Genomic DNA, 21806 nt, shown 5'->3' with positions numbered 1-21806 from the left:
GGCCGCGTGGGCACGTCAGTGCGCGGGGGTGCCCGGGTGCGCGGGGGCGGACGCCCGGGGCGCGGCCGGGGCCGGGCCGGTGTCGGCGACGGCCGAGCCGACGGCGAGACCGAGCGAGGCGAGGGCGACGGCGCCGGCCAGCGCGACGGCACCGGCCTTGCGGGCACGGGTCGTCCGGCGCGGGGCGCGGCGGGGGTTGCTGGCGTCCATGGCAGGACCTCACGGGGGCAGGGTGCGGTCGGCACCCTGACGGCCGGCCGCGCGACCGTTCCAGGGTGCCCGCGACCGGCACCTCACTTCATGAGGCTTTCGTCCCTTATGTCACTCATACGGGAGCCACCTATGACCGTGGGTGATCAGAACAGCTTGCCGGGGTTGAGGAGGCCCAGCGGGTCGAAGGCCGCCTTCACCGTCCGCTGCACCTCGACGCCGACCGGGCCGAGTTCGCGGGCCAGCCACTCCTTCTTCAGGACGCCGACGCCGTGCTCACCGGTGATGGTGCCGCCGAGCTCCAGGCCGAGCGCCATGATCTCGTCGAAGGACTCGCGGGCCCGGCGTCCCTCGTCGGCGTCCTGGGCGTCGAAGCAGACGGTGGGGTGGGTGTTGCCGTCGCCCGCGTGCGCGCAGACGCCGATGGTCAGCGCGTACTTCTCGGCGATGCGCTCGACGCCTTCAAGGAGCTCGCCGAGCCTGGAGCGGGGCACGCACACGTCGTCGATCATCGTCGTGCCCTTGACCGCTTCCAGGGCGGTGAGGGACAACCGGCGCGCCTGGAGCAGCAGTTCCGACTCGGCCGCGTCCTCCGCGGGCACGACCTGGGTGGCGCCCGCGGCCTCGCAGAGCGCGCCGACCGCGGCGAGGTCCCGGGCCGGGTCGAGGGTGTCGAAGGCGGCGAGGAGCAGCGCCTCGGTGGTCTCGGGCAGACCCATGTGCGCCATGTCGTTGACGGCCTTGACGGTCGTCCGGTCCATGAGTTCCAGGAGCGACGGGACGTGGCCGTCCTCCATGATCCGGCAGACGGCGTCGCAGGCCGCGGCGGCCGAGGCGAACTCGGCGGCCAGGACGAGCTGTTGCGGCGGCTGCGGCTTCAGCGCGAGGGTGGCCCCGACAACGATGCCGAGACTGCCCTCCGAGCCGACGAACAGACGCGTGAGGTCGTAGCCCGCGACGCCCTTCGCGGTGCGCCGCCCGGTGGACAGCAGCCGGCCGTCGGCGAGGACGACGTCGAGTCCGAGCACGTACTCCGCCGTCACCCCGTACTTCACGCAGCACAGGCCGCCGGAGGCCGTGCCGATGTTGCCGCCGATGGTGCACATCTCCCAACTCGACGGGTCCGGCGGGTAGTACAGGCCGTGCTCGTTGACCGCGCGCGAGAGCGTGGCGTTGATGACGCCCGGCTCGACGACCGCGATCCGGTCGACCGGGTTGATCTCCAGGATGCGGTCCATCTTGACGAGCGAGAGCACGATGCAGCCGTCGGAGGCGTTGGCCCCGCCCGACAGGCCCGTGCGGGCGCCCTGCGGGACGACCGGGACCCGCAGCGCGGTGGCCGTGCGCATCACGTGCTGGACCTGCTCGACGGTCCGGGGCAGCACCACGACGGCGGGTCTGCCCGCGTCGCAGAAGCTCGCCATGTCGTGGGCGTACGAGGCGGTGACGTCGGGATCGGTGACGAGTGCCTCGGCGGGCAGCCCGTCGCCCAGCAGTTCGATGAGGGTGCGGCTCATGATCACAGCCTGGCACTCGGGGCCATCGGTGTGAACCCGTCTGCGGGCTCCATCACGTGCCGGAATGGCGAGCGGGTGTGCTCTTCGTATTGACGCACAGTGTGCGTCATGGACAACTCCGTGGAATCCCCGGAAGCCGAAGCGGTACCCGTCGCGAACCCGGCACCTCCCGAGGTCACCGCGCCGTCGCGCCGCCTCTCCCCCGCCCTGAAGCGCACGGTCGTCGCGTCCGTCGCCGGGTGCGCGGTGCTCGGCGGCGTGCTCGTCCTGCTGCCCGACGGCGATGTGCAGGGGCCGCCCGCGCTGCCGGGCCCCGCCGGACGGGCGGTCATCGCCGCCTCGGCCGGGGCGCCCGCCGCGCTGCCCGACCTGACCGCGCTGATCGGCGAGCGGGAGGCCGAACTGCGCAAGAACCCCCGGGACGACCGGACGTGGGCGGCGCTCGGGGCCGCCTATGTCGAGCGCGGTACGCGCACGGCCGACGCGGCGTACTACTCCAAGGCCGAACAGGCGCTGCGCAGTTCCGTCAAGGCGCGCCCGAAGGGCAACGTGGAGGCGCTCGACGGGCTCGCCGCGCTGGCCGCCGCCCGGGGCGACTGGCGTGCCGCGAAGAACTGGGGCGAGGCCGCGCGCAAGCTGGCGCCGGAGCGCTGGTCGACGTACTCCGGTCTCGTCGCGGCCTATCAGGGGGTCGGTGACTACAAGGCAGCCGGGCGTTCTCTGGACAAGCTGTCCGAGCTGGCGTCGGGGACGGCGGTGACCCTGCGCACCGCCGCCGTGTACCGCGACAGGGGCTGGCGGGAGGACGCGGCGGCGGTCCTGAGCGACGCGACGGCCCGGGCCGGCACCCCCACCGAGCAGGCCGCGCTGCTGCACCGCGCCGGCGACCTGGCCTGGGAGCGCGGCGAGGCGGCGGACGCGCTGCGGCACTTCGACGCGGCGCTCGCCGCGGACCCGCAGTTCCCCGCGGCGCTCGCGGGCCGGGGCCGGGCGCTCGCCTCGCTGGGCCGCACGGCGGACGCCGTGCGGGCGTACCAGCACGCGCTCATCAAACGGCCCGCGCCCGAATACGCCCTGGAACTGGGCGAGTTGTACGAATCCATGAACCTCGACGCGGAGGCCCGTGCCCATTACGACGCGCTGCGGGCCCGGGTGGCCGCGCAGGGCGCGCACGGGGTGGACGACGCGCTCGTGCTCGGCCTGTTCGAGGCCGACCACGGCGACCCGGAGGCGGCGGTCGAGCGGCTGCGGGCGGAGTGGAAGCGGGCGCCCGGCATCGCCGCGGCGGACGCGCTCGGCTGGGCGCTGCACCGGGCCGGCGAGGACGACGAGGCGATCGGTCTGCTGCGGCGGGCCACGGACCGGCAGAAGGGCGGCACGGTGCGCAGCGCGCTGTACTCGTACCATCTGGGCGCCGCGGAGCGGGAGATGGGGCTGTACGGGGCGGCGCGGCGGCACATCGGGGAGGCGCTGCGGATCAATCCGGCGTTCTCCCCGCTGCTCGCTCCGCAGGCCCGGGAGGCGCTCAGCGCCCTCGGCGATCCGCCGGAGGGCGGGCCCGAGCAGATGTGGCCGCCTCAGCCGAAGGCTGCCGCGCCTGCGCGTAAGCCCGCCGCCCCGGCGCGGAAGCCCTCTCAACCGCCCGCGCCCAAGCGCCGCTAGCGTTCACTTGCCGGACGAGTGCGCCTCCGGTGGGGGCTGGTCGCCACGACGACAGCCGCACCCGGCAACGAATGCGCACCCGGCAGACGCGGACGCGACCCGTCACACCCGTGCCGTCCCGATCAGCCCGTTCCGGGTCACAAGAGAGGCCGGCTCCGCCTCGCCCAGAGAATCCGTCCCCGCGGGCCGCAGCGGAAGCGGACTCCGTGTTCTCCGCGACGCGCAGCCGCTGGTGCTGGACTCCCCCGGCCGCGAAGCCGAGTTCGCCGACCGCCGCCGCGCCGTCCGCGAGGAGCCGCGCCTTGAAGTCGGGGTCGGTCCAGGCGCGTGCCACCGCCTTCGCCCCGTTCACCGGGGAGGCACCGGCGAGGAACCCGTCGATGACCTCGTCGACGGTGTCGCCGCCGACGATGCCCTTCTCCTCCAACGGGCTTTCCAGCAGCCTGACCTGACGGGAGATCACGGCGTCGTCGTGATCACGGGAGTCACCGGACATCAGCGTCGTCGGCCTTCCGCAAGTAGCTCGCCGACAGGTCGAGGACCACCTCGTGGTCGCCCTCGCCCCACAGGTCCCGCGCCGCGAACCGCACCGCGTAGATCATCTCGACCGGGGCGTCGTCCCGGCCCTGCGCCCGGACGTCGGCGAGCTCGGCGTCGCCTGCCGCGTACACGGGTTCAGGCACGGTCCAGCACCCCCGCCTCGATCACGCCCTTGCGCTCCAGCAGCGTACGGATGCCGTGGAACCAGCGCTCGTGGTACGAGGCCGCGAGGTACTCGCCGGGCGGCATCGTCTCGATGGCGTCCCGGAACTCGTCGAGGTTGAAGACCTTCTCGACGAGCAGTGCGCGCTGGAGCGCGAAGACCCGCGCCTCCCAGTCCGCGTGGAAGGGCTCGGCGTCGTCGGTGGTGTCGACGGCGCCGACCCCGGTCATCCCGCCCACGTCGTTCGTCCTGGCCGTACGACCAGCCTAGAAGCCCGGGTCAGAGATTTCCGCGCTTCTCCTGCTCCCGCTCGATCGCCTCGAACAGGGCCTTGAAGTTGCCCTTGCCGAAGCCCATGGAGCCGTGCCGCTCGATCATCTCGAAGAAGACGGTCGGCTTGTCCTGGACCGGCTTGGTGAAGATCTGCAGCAGGTAGCCGTCCTCGTCGCGGTCGACGAGGATCTTCAGCTCGCGCAGGGTCTCGACGGGCACGCGGGTCTCGCCCGCCCACTCGCCGAGGGTGTCGTAGTACGAGTCGGGGGTGTCCAGGAACTGGACTCCCGCCGCGCGCATGGCCCGTACGGACGCGACGATGTCGTTCGTGGCGAGCGCGATGTGCTGGACGCCGGCGCCGCCGTAGAACTCCAGGTACTCGTCGATCTGGGACTTCTTCTTGGCGATGGCCGGCTCGTTGATCGGGAACTTGACCTTCAGCGTCCCGTCCGCGACGACCTTCGACATCAGCGCGCTGTACTCGGTCGCGATGTCGTCGCCCACGAACTCCTTCATGTTCGTGAAGCCCATGACCTTGTTGTAGAACGCCACCCACTCGTTCATCTTGCCGAGTTCGACGTTGCCGACGCAGTGGTCGACGGCCTGGAAGGTGCGCTTGGCCGGCGGCTCGACGATCGGGTCCGCGGCCACGAAGCCGGGCAGGTACGGGCCGTCGTAGCCGCCGCGCTCGACGAGGGTGTGGCGGGTCCTGCCGTACGTGGCGATGGCGGCGCGCACGACGGTGCCGTGCTCGTCCTTCGTCTCGTACGGCGCCTGGAGGCCGCGGGCGCCGTGCTCGACGGCGTACGCGTACGCGGCGCGGGCGTCCGGCACCTCGATGGCCAGGTCGACGACGCCGTCGCCGTGCGCGGCGACGTGCTCGTCCAGGAAGTGGCCCCAGTCGGTGGACGCCTTGATGACGGAGGTGAACACGAAGCGGGCGGAGCCGTTGGTCAGGACGTACGAGGCGGTCTCGCGGCTGCCGTTCTCCGGTCCGGAGTAGGCGACGAGCTTCATGCCGAAGGCGGTGGAGTAGTAGTGCGCGGCCTGCTTGGCGTTGCCCACGGCGAAGACGACCGCGTCCATGCCCTTCACCGGGAAGGGGTCGGCCTGCCGGGCGGTGTCGGGGGCACTTTCGGAGGACGAGTGTGTGGTCTGCGTCATGTGTGGAGGCTCCCGCCGTTCCACAAGATGCGCAATAGTTGGCGAATTCGATGGGCAATGTGACCAGTGAAGGGCCCGTTCCTGCGGGCGCTGTGTACAGGATGACCATCCCGGAGGGGCGCATGGCGATCGATCATCTGGACGGGCGGCTGATCGTGCTGCTCGCGCGGGAGCCGCGGATCGGGGTCCTGGAGATGTCGCGCCGGCTCGGCGTCGCGCGCGGCACCGTGCAGGCCCGCCTGGACCGGCTTACCTCGAACGGAGTCATCCGCGGCTTCGGCCCCCAGGTGGACCCGGCGGCGCTGGGCTACCCGGTCACGGCGTTCGCCACGCTGGAGATCCGGCAGGGGCAAGGAGCCGACGTCAGAGCCCATTTGGACGGCGTGCCCGAGGTCCTGGAGCTGCACACGACGACCGGCGGCGGGGACATGCTGTGCCGGCTCGTGGCCCGCTCGAACGCGGATCTTCAACGTGTGATCGATCTGGTTGTCGGTTTTGATGGCATCGTCCGGGCTTCCACGGCGATCGTCATGGAAAATCCCGTTCCGCTGCGGATCATCCCGCTGGTGGAACAGGCGTCGGGAGATTCCTGACGACCAGGTGAGCACCGCCCGGAAGTGAGGTGCGATGAACTTCTGGGACTACCTGGGCGCGCGCCACCAGCAGCTGCTCGTCGACGCCTACCAGCACGCGAGCGCCGTCTTCCAGTGCATGGTCGTCGCCACCCTCATCGGCATCGTCATCGCCGTCGTCACCTACCGCAGCGACTGGGCCGGGAACCTGGCGACCACCGCCACCTCCACCATCCTCACCATCCCGTCGCTCGCCATGATCGGTCTGCTGATCCCGGTCGTGGGGCTCGGTGTCGCGCCGACCGTCATCTCGCTGACCCTGTACGGGCTGCTGCCGATCGTGCGGAACGCGATCGTGGGCCTGCGCGGTGTGGACCCCGCGCTGATCGACGCGGCGAAGGGCATCGGGATGTCGCGGGCGGCCCGGCTGTTCAAGGTGGAGCTGCCGCTGGCGTGGCCGCCGATCCTCACCGGGATCCGGGTCTCCACGCAGATGCTGATGGGCATCGCCGCCATCGCCGCGTACGCCTCCGGGCCCGGCCTCGGCAACGAGATCTTCCGCGGCATCGCCTCGCTGGGCAGCGCCAACGCGCTCAACCAGGTGCTCGCCGGCACGCTCGGCATCATCGTTCTCGCCCTGCTCTTCGACGCCGCGTACGTCCTCATCGGACGGCTGACCATCCCGAGGGGGATCCGTGTCTGAACCCGCATCCGAGACGCAGGCGTCCGGCGCCAGCATCGAGCTGGAGAACCTCACCAAGCGCTACCCCGGCTCGTCCGACCCGGCCGTGGACAGCGTCAACATGGAGATCAAAGCAGGCGAGCTGATCATTTTCGTGGGCCCGTCGGGCTGCGGGAAGTCGACGACCCTGAAGATGATCAACCGGCTCATCGAGCCGACCGGCGGCCGCATCCGCATCGGCGGCGAGGACGTCACCGACATGGACCCGGTGAAGCTGCGCCGCAAGGTCGGCTACGCGATCCAGTCCTCCGGGCTCTTCCCGCACATGACGGTCGCCCAGAACATCGCGCTCGTGCCGAAGATGGTCGGCTGGTCCAAGTCGAGGATCAAGTCGCGGGTGGAGGAGATGCTGGACCTCGTCGGGCTCGACCCGGGCGAGTTCCACGGCCGCTACCCGCGCCAGCTCTCCGGCGGCCAGCAGCAGCGCGTCGGCGTGGCCCGGGCGCTCGCCGCCGACCCGCCCGTGCTGCTGATGGACGAGCCGTTCGGCGCGGTCGACCCGATCACCCGCGACCACCTCCAGGACGAGCTGATCCGGCTCCAGCACGAGCTGCACAAGACGATCGTCTTCGTCACGCACGACTTCGACGAGGCCATCAAGCTCGGCGACCGGATCGCGGTGCTGCGGGAGCGCTCGCACATCGCGCAGTTCGACACCCCCGAGGCGATCCTCACCAACCCCGCGGACGACTTCGTGTCCGGCTTCGTCGGCGCGGGCGCGGCCCTCAAGCGCCTCAACCTCACCCGCGTACGCGACGTGGAGGTCACCGACTATCCGACGGTGGGCGTCGACGACCCGCTGCAGGACATCTTCAACAAGCTGCGCGCGGCCGGGACGAACGAGCTCCTGCTGCTCGACAGGCGCGGCCGCCCCTACAAGTGGCTGCGGCGCGGCGACCTGATGCGCGCCAAGGGCTCGCTGGCCCGCGCCGGCACCCTGGTCCACGACACCGTGACCTGGGACGCGACCCTGCGCGACGCGCTCGAAGCGGTCCTCACCGACAACGCGGGCCGTGTCGCGGTGACCGGGCGGCGCGGCGAGTACGAGGGCGTCGTCGACATGGAGACCCTGATGAACTCCGTGCACGAGCTCCTGGAGGCCGACCGGCTCGAAGCGGTCGAGCACCAGCACGAGCTGCAGGAGCAGCGCGCCCACCAGACGGAACTGGAGCAGGAGGGCGCGCAGGCCGGCGACGGGGAGGCGAAGGCGTGAGCAGTCCCCTGAAGAAGGGCGGCGAGCGCCCCGACGGCGAGCACGAGGTCAAGGGCCTCGCGTTCCGCGACGAGGGCGAGGGCGAGCAGGAGGCACCGCCGTCGGCCTCCCCGGCGAAGGAGCCGCGCCGCATCACCTGGCAGAAGCTGACGTTCCTGCCGGTGGTGCTCGTGGTGGTCCTGCTGGTCACCTGGCTGTGGTTCCGCAACGCCGACCTCGACTCGATCTCCGAGAACGCGCTGTCCGGCGGGCAGGTGTGGAAGGCGCTGCGCCAGCACATCAGCCTGACGGTGATCTCGACGTTCTTCGTGCTGATCATCGCGATCCCGCTGGGGATCCTGCTGACCCGCAAGGCGTTCCGCAAGGCGACCCCGTTCGCCCTGGCGCTGGCCAACATGGGTCAGGCGACGCCCGCCATCGGTCTGCTCGCGCTGCTCGTCATCTGGCTCGGCATCGGCGAGAAGACCGCTCTGATCGGCATCATCATCTACGCGATCCTGCCGGTGCTCTCCAACACGATCGCCGGGCTGAAGGCCAACGACCCGACGCTCCTGGAAGCCGCGCGCGGCATCGGCATGTCGCCGCTGGGCGTGCTCGCCAAGGTCGAACTCCCCCTCGCCGTCCCGCTGATCCTCGCCGGTGTCCGTACCGCGCTCGTCCTCAACGTCGGCACCGCGACGCTCGCCACGTTCGGCGGCGGTGGCGGGCTCGGCGTCCTGATCACCACCGGGATCACCAACCAGCGCATGCCGGTCCTGATGCTCGGCTCGATCCTGACCATCGCGCTCGCGCTGCTCGTCGACTGGCTGGCCTCACTGGCCGAACTCCTGTTGCGGCCGCGCGGGTTGGAGGTGCGCTCATGAAGTACCGGATGCGCGTGGCAGCGGCGGCGGCGAGCGGGCTCGCGCTGCTCGCGGGCTGCGGACTCACCAGCGGCAGCCCGCTGGTCGACACGGTGCGGCCCGGCTCGATCGGGCAGGGCGAGCCGCTCGAGGGCGCGGACATCACGGTCACGTCGAAGGAGTTCACCGAGCAGCTGATCCTCGGCGCGATCATGGGCATCGCGTTCAAGGCGGCCGGCGCGGACGTCCTGGACCGGACCGGCATCCAGGGCTCCATCGGCGCCCGCGAGGCCATCAAGTCCGGTGACGCGGACGCCATGTACGAGTACACGGGCACGGCCTGGATCACGTACCTCGGCAACTCCGACCCGATTCCCGACCCGCAGAAGCAGTGGCAGGCGGTGCACGACGCCGACCTGAAGAACGGCATCACCTGGCTGCCGCCGTCCGCGCTGAACAACACCTATGCGCTGGCCATGAACGAGGCCAACTTCAAGAAGTACGGCACGAAGACGCTCTCCGAGGTCGCCGAGCTGGCCAAGTCGAACCCGAAGGCCGTCACACTGTGCGTGGAGAGCGAGTTCGCCAACCGCGCGGACGGGCTGCCCGGCATGGAGAAGGCGTACGGGATGAATATCCCCGCCGCGAACATCACGCAGATGGACAGCGGCATCATCTACACCCAGGCGGCCAAGGGCAGTTGCACCTTCGGCGAGGTGTACACGACCGACGGCCGCATCAAGGCGATGAACCTCAAGGTGATGGCGGACGACCGGAAGTTCTTCCCGAACTACAACGCGGCGCCCGAGATCAACACCAAGTCGCTGAAGAAGTACCCGAAGATGGCCGAGGTCATCGACCCCATCACGAAGAAGCTCAACAACGACGTCGCGCAGGAGCTCAACGCCAAGGTCGACGTCGACGGGCAGGACCCGCACGACGTGGCGAAGGACTGGATGGTGAAGGAGGGCTTCGTCAAGGAGTGACGGGCCTGACGGGCCCGCGGCTCAGCACGCGGGAACGCTGCCGGACCCTTTCTCCAGGTGCGTCAGATCGGTGACCGCGCCCTTGAGCGTGGTCACCGGGATCAGCCGCATCGACTTCGGCGCCGACGCCTTGGCGTCCGAGCACTCCGCCTTCGGTACGAGGAAGACGGTGGCGCCGTCCCGGTCGGCGGCCTGCACCTTCAGGGACACTCCCCCGACCGCGCCGACCTTGCCGTCCGCGTCGATGGTGCCGGTGCCCGCGATGGACTTCCCGCCGGTCAGCTCGCCGCCGCTGCCGTCGCCGTCGAGCATGTCGACGATGCCGAGCGAGAAGAGCAGGCCCGCGCTGGGCCCGCCGACGTCGCCGAGCTGCAGGGTGACCCTGACCTTGTCGGAGTCGTCTCCGAGGTAGGACAGCGCGGCCTCGGTGGCGGCGTCCTGGGAGCCCTTCATCTCGTCCGCGTTGTGCTGCTCGATCTCCTTGGTGGAGCCCCTCGACGGATAGACGGAGTCACGCGGCATGATCGCGCGGTCCTCCGCGAACCAGCCGTCGATCACGTCGCCGAGGTGCACGGTGGCGTCGGGCCCGGTCGCCACGATGGTCACCGCGCGCAGCTGGCCCTTCGTGTCGCGGGTGGGCGCGCCGGTGATCTCGATGACGGGCTTGCCGTCCGAGTCCCCGAGCACGTTCGTGGTGGGACCCGGCTGCGCCACCGAGAACGGCAGCGGGGCCAGGCCGGCCACCGCGAGCAGCGCGACGACGGGCAGCGCGCACAGGGCGAGGGCAGCAGGGGGGCTGAGGCGGTTGAGCACGGGCCCAATCTAACGCGGCGGGGTCGTGAGGCGCGGGGCGGCTGTCGCCGGGTGCGGCCCGGTGGGGCTTCTCGCGCCACGACGAAAGCCGAGGCCGCCAACGAGACGCACCCGACCACGGCGAAGAGGCGCAGGCCACGACCCCGCCGCACCCCACCCCGCCCCCGCGCGGTCAGCGCAACGCGTCGGCGACCTCCCGAGCCGCGTCCATCACCCGCGGCCCCACCCGCTCCGGCACCGCATCCGCCAGCATCACGACCCCGACGCTGCCCTCGAGCCCGGTCACCCCGAGCAGCGGCGCCGCGGCCCCGCTCGCGCCCGCCTCCAGTTCGCCGTGGGTGAGGGTGTAGCCGGGTTCGGGCAGGGTGCCCTGCCGGGAGGCGAGGATGGCGCGGCCCGCGGCGCCCTTGTCCAGCGGATGCCGGAACCCGGTCCGGTAGGCCACGTGATAGTCGGTCCAGGTCGGCTCGACGACGGCCACGGCCAGCGCCTCGGATCCGTCCACCAGCGTCAGATGCGCGGTGGCGCCGATGTCCTCGGCCAGCGAGCGCAACGCCGGCAGCGCGGCCTCGCGCACCAGCGGATGGACCTGCCGGCCCAGGCGCAGCACGCCGAGGCCGACCCGGGCGCGGCCGCCCAGGTCACGGCGGACGAGGGCGTGCTGTTCCAGGGTGGCGAGCAGACGGTAGACGACGGTCCGGTTGACGCCGAGCTTGTTGGACAGCTCGGTCACGGTCAGTCCGTGGTCGGTGTCGGCGAGCAGTTTGAGGACGCGCAGTCCCCGGTCGAGCGTCTGGGAGGTCTCCGCGGTCACGACGCCCACTCCTTAGTGGTGAGGGTCGGCGGTCTCCTACGCGGCGGTTGCGCCGCCTGTCCCGTGGGGCGACGCGCGTCAGAGCCGCCGGTCGGTGATCAGGCGCTGGGCTGCATACGACTGTCTTCGGTACGTACCGGCTGCGCTCCGCGGCGGCGCTGCCACGGGGCGTGTGCGTTGCCGGGAATGTAGCGAGGTCGTCCCGCTGAGCGGAAGACTCCGTCCAGAATCCGGGCACCGCGGAGCCTGACTTGTGGGTGATTGCCCCGGTCCGGATGTGCGGCCGGGGGTCACTTCATCCGCGTGGCCCACTCCTGGACCTTGGCGATGCGCTGCCGCAGCTGGCCGGCGGTGGCCTCGGCGCTCGGCGGTCCGCCGCACACCCGCCGCAGCTCGGTGTGGATCACACCGTGCGGCTTGCCGCTCTGATGGACGTACGCGCCGACGATCGTGTTGAGCTGCTTGCGCAGCTCCATCATCTCCTTGTGGGAGACCACGGGCCGCCGCTCGGCGGGCAGTTCGAGCAGATCGGCCTCGGTGTCCGGCTTCTTCTTGCTGTGCGCGATCTGCCGGGCCTGCCGCTTCTGCAGCAGCATCTGCACCTGGTCGGGTTCGAGGAGCCCGGGAATCCCGAGGTAGTCCTGCTCCTCCTCGCTGCCCGGGTGGGCCTGCATGCCGAACTCGGCGCCGTCGTAGAGGACCCGGTCGAAGACGGCCTCGGACTCCAGCGCCTCGAAGGAGAACTGCTCCTGCTCGCCGGTGTCCTCGTCCTGCTCCTTGTTCGCCTCCTCCATCTCCTTCTCGGACTCGGCGTAGGGGTCCTCCTCCCCGTCCTTCTTCGGCTTGTCGAGCACGTGGTCGCGCTCGACCTCCATCTCGTTGGCGAAGCCGAGCAGGTCGGGGACGGTGGGCAGGAAGACGGACGCGGTCTCGCCACGCCTGCGCGAACGCACGAAACGGCCCACGGCCTGCGCGAAGAAGAGCGGGGTGGAGATGGTGGTGGCGTACACCCCGACCGCGAGGCGCGGCACGTCGACGCCCTCGGACACCATGCGCACGGCGACCATCCAGCGGTCCTCGCTCGCCGCGAAGTCGTCGATCCGCTTCGAGGCGCCGGTGTCGTCGGAGAGCACGACGGTCGCCTTGGTCCCGGTGATCTCCCGGATCAGCTTCGCGTACGCGCGTGCCGAGTCCTGGTCGGAGGCGATGACGAGGGCGCCCGCGTCCGGGATGCCCTTGCGGACCTCGGTGAGCCGGGCGTCGGCGGCCCGCAGCACGCTGGGCATCCACTCGCCGCGCGGGTCGAGGGCGGTGCGCCAGGCCTGGCTGACGGCGTCCTTGGTCATCGGCTCACCGAGCCGCGCCGCGATCTCGTCACCGGCCTTCGTGCGCCAGCGCATGTTGCCGCTGTAGGAGAGGAAGATGACGGGCCGCACGACGCCGTCGCCGAGCGCGCTGCCGTAGCCGTACGTGTAGTCGGCGGACGAGCGCCGGATGCCGTCGTTCCCCTCCTCGTACTGGACGAAGGGGATGGGGTTCGTGTCGGACCGGAACGGCGTACCGGTGAGGGCGAGCCGCCGGGTGGCGGGCTCGAACGCCTCCAGGCACGCCTCACCCCACGACTTGCTGTCACCGGCGTGGTGGATCTCGTCGAGGATGACGAGGGTCTTGCGCTGCTCGCTGCGGTTGCGGTGCAGCATCGGCCGCACGCCCACACCCGCGTACGTCACGGCGACGCCCTGGTACTCCTTGCTGAGCGGGCCCGCGCTGTACTCCGGGTCCAGCTTGATCCCTATCCGGGCGGCCGCTTCGGCCCACTGCTTCTTCAGGTGCTCGGTCGGCGCGACCACGGTCACCTGCTGCACGACGTGATGGTGCAGCAGCCATGACGCGAGCGTCAGCGCGAACGTGGTCTTTCCGGCTCCCGGGGTGGCGACCGCGAGGAAGTCGCGCGGCTGCTCCTGGATGTACCTGTCCATCGCCCCCTGCTGCCAGGCGCGCAGCTTGTTGGCGGTGCCCCAGGGGGCGCGGCCGGGGAAGGCGGGCGAGAGGTGATGGGACGAGGAGGCGGCGGTGGTAGTCACGGTCTCCGGTTACTTGAGGTCGACGGCACGGCTACGTATGACAACCGGGCCACCCTACCGGTGACGAAGTTGACGATCGCGGTGGACGAGGCCGGGCGAGGGAGGGTTGGGACGCGCGTCACAGATCAACTGGCCTGAGTTCACGGGGAGTCGCGGGTACGTCACCGGGCGGGGGCCTGGATCTTGGTGAGGCGCGGGGCGGTGATGGTTCCGTGGGGCTGCGTGCGGTGGGGCGGTCGGTCGGGAGGCGACGCTGCCGTGTCGGGGCGCGGCGCGGGCCGAAGTCCGGCCAGGACCACCACGTGCGCCGCCGGGCCCCGCCACCACCCGAGGCCGGCCGCCGCCAGGGTCACCGCTCCCGCAGCCGCGTCCCCACCCACGCCCCGGCGAGCGCGACGGCCGCCATCGGGAGGAACACGGCGAGGAAGGCGGCCGGGTGGGAGCCGCCCGCGCCTTCGGTCACCCCGTGCCCGGCCGCTCCGACCGCTCCCCCGCCGAGCGCGGCGAAGGCGGCGCCACCGGCGGCGAGGAGTACGACGTTCGACAGGCCGTCGGAGATCTGGAGGGCGGCGGAGTTCGCCCCGGCCTCCTCCGGCGCGGACAGCTGGAGCAGCATCACGCTGGTCGACGAGATGACCAGCCCCATCCCCAGGCAGCCGAACCCCCACGCCACGGCCACGGTCCACACCGGCACGGCATGGATCAGGACGCTCGGGGCGGCGGCGATGGCGGCGGCGACGAGCACCATGCCGCCGGCGACGAGCCGCTCCCGGTAGGGCTCGAGCCGGGGCCGCGACTGCACCCAGGACCCCAGGGCCCAGGTGGCGCCGCCCGCCGCCAGCGAGAACCCGGCGAGCGTCGGCGACAGCCCCCGCTGGGTGACCAGCATCAGCGGCACGAACGACTCCGCCGCGATGAAGGCCCCCGCCGCGATCCCGCGCAGCAGCACCACCGACGGCAGCCCGCGCACGGCCCGGTACGTGCCGCGCGGCAGCAGCCCGAGCACGGACGGCACGAGGAGTGCGGCGCCGGCGACGCCGGGCAGCAGGGAGAGGACCCGCAGGTCCTGGGCGGCGTACTGGAGCAGCCCGGCCCCCGCGGAGATCCCGAACGCGAGCCGGATCCGCCGCCGGTCGAACGCCCCGGCGACCGCGCCCTCGGCCGGACCGCCGGCCCGCCGCCGGATCTGCGGCAGCGCGAGCGCGAGGGGCAGGACGACCAGCACCGGAATCCCGAGGAACACCCACCGCCACCCGAGCTGCTCGGTGACGGCACCGGCGGCCAGCGGCCCGACGACGGAGGGTACGACCCAGCTCGCCGCGAACGCCGCCATGATCGCGGGCCGCAGCCGCGCCGGGTAGGCCCGGCTGACGACGACGTACAGCGCCACGATCACCAGCCCGCCGCCCAGCCCCTGCACGGCCCGCCCGGCGACGAACAGCCACATGCCACCGGCGGTCCCGGCGAGCACGAGCCCCGCGGCGAAGGTCCCGATCCCGGCCGTGACCGGGCCCAGCGGCCCGCTCCGGTCGGCCCACTGCCCGGCGAGCACCATGCCGAAGAGGCTGGTGGTGAAGTACCCGGAGAACGCGAAGGCGTACAGCGCCACCCCGTCCAGCTCCCGCGCGGCGACGGGCATCGCGGTCCCGACGGCGGTCGCCTCGAAGGCGATGAGGAGAACGACGGTGACGATGCCGATGCTGAGGGCGCGATAGGTACGCCCCAGGACGCCTTCGGTCTCAGAGGTGGAGAGGATCGGTGCAGGGGCAACGGCGCTGTCGCCTTGCACTTCATCTACTTCGTCTACGTCGTCTTCGAGGGCGGCCATGCGGTCACAGTAAGGGGCATGGAACGCTCTGACCCCTGTCCGGAGGCGGGGTTGAGCTGGTCCCTTGGTCGTACGCCCCGCAGGGCACCGCGCCGGATCATGAACGGCGTATGGCAGTCGCGTTGCGGGCCGGGCCGGAGCCTTGAACGGCCCTCGGCCGGGCGCCTACGGTCGAAGCACCGGATCCCGACGGGGGAGTTCTTCCGAACTTCGGGGATTCGGGGTTTGGCCGTGTGCCCGAGTGGTTTAGGGATTCGCCTGCAAAGCGAAGCACACCGGTTCGATTCCGGTCACGGCCTCTCACGCAGCTCAACGGCGCTGAGCTGCGCGTCCGTGAAGGGGCGCCCCGCTTCGGCGGGGCGCCCCTTCGTCGTCCCCGACCAGCGGCGACCGGCCCTCACCCGCCGGCGGTCAGAATGACGCCTCCGCCGACGACCACCACGGCGAAGCCGACGAACACGAGCACGAAGAGCAACAGCTTGCGGGCCGAGGGCGCGGGTTCGTAGGCGCGCGGCGGGGACTCCTCCCGCCCGCGCGGCAGGGGTTCATCCACGACACCGCTCCTCTCCGACACATGGCACAACCACGGTACGACTCCCCAAACCCACCCTTCGGCCGCCCCGACCGAGCCACGCGAGGCGGCCGGACATGTGCAGTCGGCCAAAGCAAAAAGCGATACGAGCAGTCGACGCGAGGAGAACATCACAGCTCAGCGCAGGAATGCGTATCGGCAGCGCCCGTCGCGTAGTCCTGGGTGAAGGCGAGCATGTCCTTGGCCGTTGTCGTGTGTGTCGTCCGCGCTGTCACCCACAATGACCGATCCGACTTCGCAGAAGAAGGACACTGCACACGGCCGACCGCACCGGTCTTGGCATAGAGGAACCGGCCGTTGCTCGTCGCGGAATCCGTGGGTTCGACACCGATGGCGGACTCAGCCACGTCCCTGGCCGAGACGTCCCCGGCCCGCGTCTCCACACTGCTCGAGAACACCACTTCACCGTCGGCCTCGAGCCGACAGCGTTCAGCGCCAACGGCAGAGGTAGGTTGCGCAGATACCTTCTTCCCTGGCGACAGCAGCGGCTCCAGCAACGCGCTTGAGACTTTCGTGCCGCACAAGCTGCTCGGGATCGCATATTCGCGCTGCGACCAGTAGCGCTGCCCCGAATGCGACAGGGCTCAGACGACTCCTGTTGTGCGCCATCCCGTACATGTTTCTTCCGTTGTTGTCGCCGGAGGGAGCCGATGAGAACGGGCCGAAACATCGTTCAACGCCCCGGCCCGAAGCATCGGTCTACCGTCAGCCCAAAGACCCTATTGGCATTGCTGCGAGCCCCGCACATCTTTCGTGTAGGACTTGATCATCTGCAGCATGGAATCAGCATCGCGATGCTTGGAACCGGTTGCCTGCAGCCCGGTGTACAGCTCTTGATCCTCATGGTCAGGGTTCACACAGTCCGTGACCTTGCCAAACGCTTGATACCCCGAGTAGAGATAGGATCCAGCCCCTGATGATTTATCTGGGTCGTCAAGGGTCTGCCCCATTGCAAACCGCGCAACGGTGGACCCGGATTCCCACCAGGTCTGCGTTGTGACAAGAATTGTTTTGGAGTCGACACGCACATCACAGTGTGTCGTATCAGGCCCCACTCGCCTTCCCCTTACCGTCAGCTTCTCACCCGCGGGAAGGAACTCTTCAAGGAGATTGGCCTCGATCTTGGTGCCGCACAATGAACTGGGAGTTGAATATTCACGCTTGGGTTCTTCGCCAGAGCATCCTGAAAGTGTGAACGCCAGGCAGCCCACAGCGGCGGAAATCGCCAGGAATCGTGGTCGGGAAAAAGTATCCAGAAACATCGAGGGCTTCCTTTGCCGGCTCGTGGTCACTCGGTTGTCATGCTGCCGGGGGCCTGCCCGTCCAGCACGGGTCGAGCGTTGATGAATCCCTGGTCAGCTGCCGCGCGTGCCCAACCAGCCGCGTCGCTGGCGTCGACATCTCCGTACTTCTCGGCAGCAAGCCGAGCCGCCTGGCTAGTCCTGGTGTTGTTCTCTTCCCGCCCGACCTGCCAGAGGTCTCCCCTCTCATCCGCCGAATCAGCCAGTGCATGTCCCTCCGCATCGGCGAATACACCTTCAAGGACGCTACCAGTTACCGTGCCGACCGCTCCCCCAACCAGCGCTCCGGCCCAGGGAGTCGCGATGAATGAAGTGCCGACGCCCGTAATCGTGCCGGCGGTTCCCGAGATAAGGTTCTTGTACTGGGCCATGGACTTGCCGTAATCCTCGTCCTCCACCGAAGAAGGGCCGGCCAGTTCCTCCTGCCGACCGAGCCCAAGGACCCCGGATACCTGTCCCGAACTCTGGCCGATCGCCTTGATCGTCGTCTCGGGATCATCGGAGTACCGCATATCCTCCGGTAGCTCCGGGTTGAGGTGGTACTCCATCAACCGCGACATGTAGTCCTTCTGCCCCACCTCAATGGCCGCGTACCCTTCAGGGTTCTGCCCCACCGCGAAGAGGAACTTGTTCGTGGCACGCGGAGCGAGGTCAGCGGCCTCTCCGTTCGCCGGATAAAGCTTCTCGATCTCCGCCCAGGATTCGGGATCGCTGTCCGGGTTGACTCCGCTCTCTGCTCGATTGATATCCGGAAGGTACTCAGAGCCGATCTGCCCCAGGCTGTCAGACATGTAGCCGTGGTCCGAGAGACGCTCTGGCTTATCCCCCACAGAGGACACAATGGAGCTGAACAGCTTGGCCTGGTCGGCATTGTGTGCCGGCGTGTCCAGCGTCGGGAGCTCGCCCGCAGGGTGTCCGGTGGTGGCTGCTTCGAGAGCCATCGCCAGATTGTTCCTGCCGGTATCTACGCTTTCGCCCTTCATGTTTGCCTCATCCGGCCATTCCCGCTGCTCGAAGAGGTACTTGAAGTTACTCACCGCGTGCTTATGGTCGTCGTCCTTGGGAAGGTACTCGTCGTTGAAGAAGTCGGTTGCCGCAGCAGGGCTGTTGGACAACCCCTTGAGGTAGCCCGTCAGCGGGTCATCACCGGTGTCACCGCCTTCCTCACCGATGAAGTTGAGCCGCTGGTCCATCCCGAGGTGCTGCCAAGCAATATTGCGACGCTCGCCCTTGGCCGTAAGGTCTCGCTCAGTTTCCATGAGCCGCTTTCCGTACTGCGTCATGAAACTGTCGTCATAGTCGCCGGCCCGCATCAGGTTGCTCATCACCTGGAAGCCCATCGGACCACCGCCGTTGCGCCCGAGACGCTTGTCACCCTGATCGATCATGTCCTGCTTCCAGTGCGACATGGCCGTCGAGTCGCTCTGGGTAGCGGTGGCGAGCGTCATGCTCATGTTCTTCTGGAGGTCATCCAGCTGTTCGCGACGTGCGAGGTACAAGTCGCGGTTCTCATAAGGGTTGGTGACCCCGGCCCAGAACTCCATCGTCTTCTTCGGGCCGAGGGCCGTGGCGAACCGCTCCGAGAACAACGGGTCGTCGTGGTACTTCTTCATCCCCGCGTTCAGCTGGTCGAACTCCTTGACCGTCAAGTCACCGGGGTCCTTCTTCGCCAGCCTTGCCAGCTCGTCGGCTTCCTTGACGGCTGCCGCCGCCTCGTCCCGGTCCTTGTAGTCGGCGTCGGTGAAGCCCATCTCTGCCTGATCCACGATCGCAGTGAGGACCAACTTCGCCGACTTGTCGCTCTCCGTGGCCTTGCGCATGATGCCCTGCACCTCATCCCGCAGGGCAGTGACGTCGCTCTCGTCGTGCTCGGGAACCGTAGTGCCCTTCCCGGCCCGGTCCGGGTGGATGTTCATGGTGACCGTGAAGCCCCCATTACCGGTGTCCTGCACGGTCAGGTTCTTCTTCAGCCCTCGTTCGATGGCCGCCTTGAGGTCCTCTTGGTGCTGCTTCAGCTCTCCGACGGTGTCGTCGAGAATCCTGTGGATCGTCTTCGCCTGGGTGTGGGCGTCAGCGAACTCACCAGCGGTCTTGCCGATGAACTCCTTGCTGACCTGCGCGTTGACACCGGACCAGTCGGCCTTGTTGGCCGATTGATGCAGCCCCTTCTCGGCCTGATCCTGAAGATCTTTGAGATTCCCGACGAGCGTCGACCAGTCCTTGACGGCCTCGTCGACTGAGGCAAAGTTGGCGAAGCGCAGATCATCGAGGTCCATGGCGGTACCTTTCCGTGCGGGCAGTTGAGAAGCGCTGGCGACCTGTGACGAGCACGACGTCGCTATTCATCCTTCTTCTCGCCCTTGTCCGGCTTGCCGTAGTAGGCGGGGTTCTTGCCTCCCGGCTCACCAACTCGCTCGTCAAAGCCTGCGTCCAGGGCGTCGATACTGCTCATCTGCCGACGGATGTAGTTGTCGTCATCGTCATGCACCCGCTTTGTGGTCTGCATGTGGTTGGTGATCTGGGCGCAGGCGTCCATGAGGGACTTCAACTGCTCGTCCCAGCGACTGGATACGTGCTTCAGTCCTGAACCGAGTTCGAAGCCCTGCTTCGTCAGGCTTCCCGCAGCCGAGTCACTGCTCGCGACGTTGACACGCGCACGGTCCCAGAGTTGGTTGTACAGCTCGTGCGCGCTCTTGCCGAGCTTGGTCAGATCACCATGTCCGACCTCAAGGTCACCGGTCGTCGTCGTGGTCGTCTCGTCCGCCGGGATGCCATTCAGCTGCATTCCGGTCGAAGTGTGCTTTCCCTTGAGCTCTTCCCACTCATCCCATGCCATGGCCGACAACTCTCCCCGTATGGCTACCTCTGACTGGATTCGCTCCATGCACGCTAGCAACTGCAACTGTTCAGTGTCGGAGCAAGGAAAAGCCCGCACGGTTTGCACACCTTCGCGGGCCGCAGAACCGGGCGCTCCACGCCTTCCGCGAGAAGTCGACTAATTCAACTCAAAGTTGACGACCTGCTGACCGTTGTACGGCTGCTGTCGATACACCCTTGTGCGGCGACCGCCTGAGGCATAGCGGCACCATAGAGGCCAGGATCAGGAGCCGTGGTAGGGATTGTGGTCGGGATTGCTGCCCGGCGTCGGCGAGCCGTACGGCTGCTGCCCCGTGAACTGCTGATTTCCGTAGGGCTGTTGAGTGCCGTACGGCGTACCGGACGGGCCTCCCGGATAGGGCTGCATCGGCGCGGCCGGCGGAGGAAGCTGCTGAGCGTCGCGGCGACGCCGCCGCGTCAGGCCGAACGCGACAGCGGCGCCGATCACCACGACGACGGCAACGCCCACGCCGATCCACAGCCCGGCATTGCTGTCGTCGGACTTCGCTGAGCTGTCCGCGGCCTGGTCGCCATCCGAGGTCTGGGCACCCGTGCCCTTCGAGGCTCCCGAAGAGGGCGACGTGGCGGCGGCCGGATAGTCCGCCATCGGGAACTTGTCTGCCGGGCCCGGGGCGCCGGGAGTCTTCAGGGCGATGCGAGGCCGGACGATTCCGTAGCCGATGCCGTCGTTGCGCTTCGCGCCGTCAGTCGGTCCACCGATCGTGTTGAGCATGACCCGGAGGACCTGGTTGTTGGTCCAGTTCGGGTGCTTGGACCAGATCAGGGCGGCACTGGCCGAGGCGAGGGCCGTGGCGTCACTGCTCCCGCTGGTCTTGCACAGGCCGGTCTTGCCTCCGCAGGCATGGACCATCTCGTCGCCGGGTGCGGAGAGGTCGACTTGAGAACCTGCCGTCGATTCACCGGTCTTGGTGAGGTTCTTCCCCACCGCGCCGACTCCGACCACGCCTGGAGTGGCCGCCGGATACTCGACGGTGTTGCTGGAGGCCCCGCTGTTGCCCACCGCCGCGAAGATCAACGCGCCCTTCTCGATGGCGTAGCCCACCGCGTCCTTCAACTTCCGCGAGTCGGCTCCACCACCCATGGAGATGTTGATGACCTTGGCGCCCGCGTCCACCGAGTAGCGGATCGCCTGGCTCATGCGGTCCGCCATCGCGAAGGAGGTGATCTCGCTGGCATCCGGCATCCGGACGGGGAGGATCTGCGCCCCGGGTGCGAGGCCGAATGCTCCCTGTCCCCCTCCGAAGGCGCCGGTGCCGGCGATGAGGCCTGCCATGCCGGTACCGTGTCCGTCGTAGTCGGTGTGCTCGTCCCCCGCCCGCTTGGACGACGCGAGGTCCTTGCCATCCAGCACGCGGCCCTTCAAGTCGGCGTTGCCCGTGTCGACCCCCGTGTCGATCACAGCCACCTTGACGCCTGTGCCAGTGCTTGTCTTCCACATCGATTCGGCGTGCATGACATCGAGGAACCACTGTTGCGAGCGCGTCGACTCCGCATGGGCGGGGGTGGTTGCCGTGCCCACCAACAGCAGACCGAAGAGTGCCGAAGCCACGGCTCCTGCACGCTTGCGACGATGACCGATGGTGGGCACGTGG

General features: G+C 69.2%; 21 protein-coding genes, 1 tRNA gene and 1 pseudogene. 7 read left to right on the top strand and 16 right to left on the bottom strand.

Annotated features, from left to right (window positions below; genetic code table 11):
* Positions 1 to 15: 15 nt before the first annotated feature.
* Both ACQUQD_RS25195 and ACQUQD_RS25190 read right to left on the bottom strand, forming a co-directional pair.
* Positions 16 to 210: a hypothetical protein gene (locus ACQUQD_RS25195; RefSeq protein WP_428954397.1), complete on the bottom strand. Its 195-nt coding sequence runs from the start codon at positions 208 to 210 to the stop codon at positions 16 to 18.
* Positions 211 to 356: 146 nt separating this feature from the next.
* Complete coding sequence (locus ACQUQD_RS25190) at positions 357 to 1727, bottom strand: FAD-binding oxidoreductase (protein WP_428954396.1); 1371 nt, start codon at positions 1725 to 1727, stop codon at positions 357 to 359.
* 108 nt (positions 1728 to 1835) lie between these two features.
* Here ACQUQD_RS25190 and ACQUQD_RS25185 point away from each other — a divergent pair, with 108 nt between their 5' ends.
* Positions 1836 to 3389 (top strand): tetratricopeptide repeat protein, encoded by a 1554-nt coding sequence (locus ACQUQD_RS25185; RefSeq protein ID WP_428954395.1) that lies wholly within the window; start codon positions 1836 to 1838, stop codon positions 3387 to 3389.
* Between the two features lie 259 nt (positions 3390 to 3648).
* Here ACQUQD_RS25185 and ACQUQD_RS25180 read toward each other — a convergent pair.
* The 4 genes and pseudogenes from ACQUQD_RS25180 to hppD form a co-directional block, all read right to left on the bottom strand.
* Positions 3649 to 3885: pseudogene (locus ACQUQD_RS25180) on the bottom strand (nitrile hydratase subunit alpha); the annotation flags it as partial.
* Positions 3875 to 4072 (bottom strand): SH3-like domain-containing protein, encoded by a 198-nt coding sequence (locus ACQUQD_RS25175; protein ID WP_428954394.1) that lies wholly within the window; start codon positions 4070 to 4072, stop codon positions 3875 to 3877. The pseudogene ACQUQD_RS25180 and the gene ACQUQD_RS25175, both read right to left, overlap by 11 nt.
* A complete protein-coding gene (locus ACQUQD_RS25170; RefSeq protein WP_428957649.1) occupies positions 4065 to 4322 on the bottom strand; it encodes a hypothetical protein in 258 nt (85 codons plus the stop codon). Before ACQUQD_RS25170 ends, ACQUQD_RS25175 begins: the two co-directional genes overlap by 8 nt.
* Positions 4323 to 4371: 49 nt before the next feature.
* Positions 4372 to 5529: a 4-hydroxyphenylpyruvate dioxygenase gene (gene hppD / locus ACQUQD_RS25165; protein WP_428954393.1), complete on the bottom strand. Its 1158-nt coding sequence runs from the start codon at positions 5527 to 5529 to the stop codon at positions 4372 to 4374.
* Between the two features lie 122 nt (positions 5530 to 5651).
* Here hppD and ACQUQD_RS25160 point away from each other — a divergent pair, with 122 nt between their 5' ends.
* From ACQUQD_RS25160 to ACQUQD_RS25140, 5 genes are read left to right on the top strand one after another with little or no spacing between them, the layout of a single operon-like run.
* On the top strand, positions 5652 to 6122 hold the full coding sequence (locus ACQUQD_RS25160; RefSeq protein ID WP_428957648.1) for an Lrp/AsnC family transcriptional regulator: 471 nt from the start codon (positions 5652 to 5654) through the stop codon (positions 6120 to 6122).
* 34 nt (positions 6123 to 6156) lie between these two features.
* Positions 6157 to 6804 (top strand): ABC transporter permease, encoded by a 648-nt coding sequence (locus ACQUQD_RS25155; protein WP_428954392.1) that lies wholly within the window; start codon positions 6157 to 6159, stop codon positions 6802 to 6804.
* Positions 6797 to 8056 (top strand): betaine/proline/choline family ABC transporter ATP-binding protein, encoded by a 1260-nt coding sequence (locus tag ACQUQD_RS25150; protein WP_428954391.1) that lies wholly within the window; start codon positions 6797 to 6799, stop codon positions 8054 to 8056. The genes ACQUQD_RS25155 and ACQUQD_RS25150 overlap by 8 nt, the downstream gene beginning before the upstream one ends.
* A complete protein-coding gene (locus ACQUQD_RS25145; protein ID WP_428954390.1) occupies positions 8053 to 8919 on the top strand; it encodes an ABC transporter permease in 867 nt (288 codons plus the stop codon). The genes ACQUQD_RS25150 and ACQUQD_RS25145 overlap by 4 nt, the downstream gene beginning before the upstream one ends.
* Complete coding sequence (locus tag ACQUQD_RS25140; RefSeq protein ID WP_428954389.1) at positions 8916 to 9884, top strand: glycine betaine ABC transporter substrate-binding protein; 969 nt, start codon at positions 8916 to 8918, stop codon at positions 9882 to 9884. The genes ACQUQD_RS25145 and ACQUQD_RS25140 overlap by 4 nt, the downstream gene beginning before the upstream one ends.
* A 21-nt stretch (positions 9885 to 9905) precedes the next feature.
* On the opposite strand, the gene ACQUQD_RS25135 is transcribed toward ACQUQD_RS25140, so the two are convergent.
* From ACQUQD_RS25135 to ACQUQD_RS25120, 4 genes are all read right to left on the bottom strand, one after another.
* Positions 9906 to 10697 (bottom strand): S16 family serine protease, encoded by a 792-nt coding sequence (locus ACQUQD_RS25135; protein WP_428954388.1) that lies wholly within the window; start codon positions 10695 to 10697, stop codon positions 9906 to 9908.
* Positions 10698 to 10869: 172 nt separating this feature from the next.
* A complete protein-coding gene (locus ACQUQD_RS25130; protein ID WP_428954387.1) occupies positions 10870 to 11511 on the bottom strand; it encodes an IclR family transcriptional regulator in 642 nt (213 codons plus the stop codon).
* A gap of 290 nt (positions 11512 to 11801) precedes the next feature.
* The gene (locus tag ACQUQD_RS25125) at positions 11802 to 13595 is read right to left on the bottom strand and encodes a DEAD/DEAH box helicase (protein ID WP_428954386.1); all 1794 of its coding nucleotides are present in this window, start codon (positions 13593 to 13595) and stop codon (positions 11802 to 11804) included.
* Between the two features lie 349 nt (positions 13596 to 13944).
* Positions 13945 to 15423: an MFS transporter gene (locus ACQUQD_RS25120; protein WP_428954385.1), complete on the bottom strand. Its 1479-nt coding sequence runs from the start codon at positions 15421 to 15423 to the stop codon at positions 13945 to 13947.
* Positions 15424 to 15650: 227 nt separating this feature from the next.
* Here ACQUQD_RS25120 and ACQUQD_RS25115 point away from each other — a divergent pair.
* Positions 15651 to 15722: transfer RNA gene (locus ACQUQD_RS25115), tRNA-Cys, on the top strand.
* Positions 15723 to 15820: 98 nt separating this feature from the next.
* On the opposite strand, the gene ACQUQD_RS25110 is transcribed toward ACQUQD_RS25115, so the two are convergent.
* The 6 genes from ACQUQD_RS25110 to mycP all read right to left on the bottom strand — a co-directional run bounded on the left by ACQUQD_RS25110 (position 15821) and on the right by mycP (position 21802).
* Positions 15821 to 15976 (bottom strand): hypothetical protein, encoded by a 156-nt coding sequence (locus ACQUQD_RS25110; protein WP_428954384.1) that lies wholly within the window; start codon positions 15974 to 15976, stop codon positions 15821 to 15823.
* A gap of 149 nt (positions 15977 to 16125) precedes the next feature.
* The gene (locus tag ACQUQD_RS25105; protein WP_428954383.1) at positions 16126 to 16512 is read right to left on the bottom strand and encodes a hypothetical protein; all 387 of its coding nucleotides are present in this window, start codon (positions 16510 to 16512) and stop codon (positions 16126 to 16128) included.
* Positions 16513 to 16734: 222 nt separating this feature from the next.
* Complete coding sequence (locus ACQUQD_RS25100) at positions 16735 to 17277, bottom strand: hypothetical protein (RefSeq protein WP_428954382.1); 543 nt, start codon at positions 17275 to 17277, stop codon at positions 16735 to 16737.
* A gap of 26 nt (positions 17278 to 17303) precedes the next feature.
* Positions 17304 to 19592, bottom strand: coding sequence for a hypothetical protein (locus tag ACQUQD_RS25095; RefSeq protein WP_428954381.1), 2289 nt, complete (start codon positions 19590 to 19592; stop codon positions 17304 to 17306).
* Between the two features lie 62 nt (positions 19593 to 19654).
* The gene (locus ACQUQD_RS25090) at positions 19655 to 20152 is read right to left on the bottom strand and encodes a hypothetical protein (RefSeq protein ID WP_428954380.1); all 498 of its coding nucleotides are present in this window, start codon (positions 20150 to 20152) and stop codon (positions 19655 to 19657) included.
* A 264-nt stretch (positions 20153 to 20416) separates the two neighbouring features.
* A complete protein-coding gene (mycP, locus tag ACQUQD_RS25085; RefSeq protein WP_428954379.1) occupies positions 20417 to 21802 on the bottom strand; it encodes a type VII secretion-associated serine protease mycosin in 1386 nt (461 codons plus the stop codon).
* Positions 21803 to 21806 lie beyond the last annotated feature (4 nt).

Source organism: Streptomyces sp. cg35, assembly GCF_050410835.1.
Classification (GTDB): Bacteria; Actinomycetota; Actinomycetes; order Streptomycetales; family Streptomycetaceae; genus Streptomyces.
Note: the sequence above shows the minus strand (reverse complement) of the source record. Positions and strands in the feature narration are given on the sequence as shown.

Bases quoted from the DNA above. Each gene is read 5' to 3' on its own strand.
- ACQUQD_RS25195 (WP_428954397.1), bottom strand. From the start codon at position 210: ATGGACGCCAGCAACCCCCGCCGCGCCCCGCGCCGGACGACCCGTGCC.
- ACQUQD_RS25190 (WP_428954396.1), bottom strand. From the start codon at position 1,727: ATGAGCCGCACCCTCATCGAACTGCTGGGCGACGGGCTGCCCGCCGAG.
- ACQUQD_RS25185 (WP_428954395.1), top strand. From the start codon at position 1,836: ATGGACAACTCCGTGGAATCCCCGGAAGCCGAAGCGGTACCCGTCGCG.
- ACQUQD_RS25170 (WP_428957649.1), bottom strand. From the start codon at position 4,322: ATGACCGGGGTCGGCGCCGTCGACACCACCGACGACGCCGAGCCCTTC.
- hppD (WP_428954393.1), bottom strand. From the start codon at position 5,529: ATGACGCAGACCACACACTCGTCCTCCGAAAGTGCCCCCGACACCGCC.
- ACQUQD_RS25160 (WP_428957648.1), top strand. From the start codon at position 5,652: ATGGCGATCGATCATCTGGACGGGCGGCTGATCGTGCTGCTCGCGCGG.
- ACQUQD_RS25155 (WP_428954392.1), top strand. From the start codon at position 6,157: ATGAACTTCTGGGACTACCTGGGCGCGCGCCACCAGCAGCTGCTCGTC.
- ACQUQD_RS25140 (WP_428954389.1), top strand. From the start codon at position 8,916: ATGAAGTACCGGATGCGCGTGGCAGCGGCGGCGGCGAGCGGGCTCGCG.
- ACQUQD_RS25120 (WP_428954385.1), bottom strand. From the start codon at position 15,423: ATGGCCGCCCTCGAAGACGACGTAGACGAAGTAGATGAAGTGCAAGGC.
- ACQUQD_RS25100 (WP_428954382.1), bottom strand. From the start codon at position 17,277: ATGTTTCTGGATACTTTTTCCCGACCACGATTCCTGGCGATTTCCGCC.
- ACQUQD_RS25095 (WP_428954381.1), bottom strand. From the start codon at position 19,592: ATGGACCTCGATGATCTGCGCTTCGCCAACTTTGCCTCAGTCGACGAG.
- ACQUQD_RS25090 (WP_428954380.1), bottom strand. From the start codon at position 20,152: ATGGCATGGGATGAGTGGGAAGAGCTCAAGGGAAAGCACACTTCGACC.